This is a genomic window from Bartonella sp. MF74HXZ (genome assembly GCF_042194445.1).
Taxonomy (GTDB): Bacteria; Pseudomonadota; Alphaproteobacteria; order Rhizobiales; family Rhizobiaceae; genus Bartonella; species Bartonella grahamii.
Genome location: NZ_JBHIMW010000021.1, coordinates 1 through 1,189 on the forward strand (window position 1 = coordinate 1; position 1,189 = coordinate 1,189).

The 1,189-nt window shown below is 43.9% G+C and carries 1 protein-coding gene; it reads right to left on the minus strand.

Features of this window, described 5'->3' with window-relative positions; all coding sequences use genetic code 11:
- Positions 1–12: 12 nt before the first annotated feature.
- Positions 13–1,188: an elongation factor Tu gene (tuf, locus tag ACFIJ8_RS08385; RefSeq protein ID WP_012755022.1), complete on the minus strand. Its 1,176-nt coding sequence runs from the start codon at positions 1,186–1,188 to the stop codon at positions 13–15.
- Position 1,189: the final 1 nt, after the last annotated feature.

The window sequence follows — 1,189 nt, forward strand, 5'->3', positions numbered from 1 at the left end:
AACAAGCATTATTTATTCAATGATTTTAGAGACGATACCGGCACCAACAGTACGACCACCTTCACGAATAGCAAAACGAAGCTTCTCTTCCATCGCTATCGGAACAATCAACGAAACATCCATGGCAACATTGTCGCCTGGCATAACCATTTCCGTTCCTTCTGGAAGCGTAACAATACCTGTAACATCCGTCGTACGGAAGTAAAACTGAGGACGATAATTCGTGAAAAATGGTGTATGACGTCCACCTTCATCTTTCGTCAAAATGTAAGCTTCTGCTTTAAAACGTGTATGAGGCGTAACAGATCCTGGCTTCGCCAATACTTGACCACGCTCAATCCCCTCACGGTCAACACCACGAAGCAGAGCTCCTATATTATCACCCGCTTGACCCTGATCTAAAAGCTTGCGGAACATTTCAACGCCTGTAACCGTCGTCTTAGACGTTGGACGAATACCGATAATCTCGATTTCCTCTCCAACTTTAATAACACCACGCTCAACACGACCCGTAACAACGGTTCCACGACCCGAAATCGAAAATACATCCTCTATCGGCATCAAAAATGGTTGATCAACAGGACGTTCAGGGGTTGGAATATAATTATCAACTTCACTCATTAAAAGACGAACAGCATCTTCACCAATGCTTTTATCCTTATCCTCAAGAGCTGCCAACGCAGAACCTTTAACAATTGGTATATCATCGCCTGGAAAATCATATTTGGATAAAAGTTCCCGAACCTCAAGCTCTACAAGCTCCAAAAGTTCTGCATCATCAACCTGATCAACTTTATTAAGAAAAACAACAATTGCTGGAACACCAACCTGACGCGCAAGCAAAATATGCTCACGTGTCTGAGGCATTGGACCATCAGCTGCGGAAACAACCAAAATAGCACCATCCATCTGCGCTGCCCCTGTGATCATGTTCTTCACATAATCAGCGTGTCCTGGACAATCAACGTGCGCATAGTGACGATTTTCCGTTTCATACTCAACGTGCGCTGTAGAAATAGTAATTCCACGTGCGCGTTCCTCTGGGGCAGCATCAATTTGATCATAGGCTTTAAATTCACCAAAATATTTCGTAATCGCTGCTGTCAACGAGGTCTTCCCATGATCAACGTGACCAATCGTACCAATATTAACATGCGGTTTTGTTCGTTCAAACTTGCTCTTCGCCATC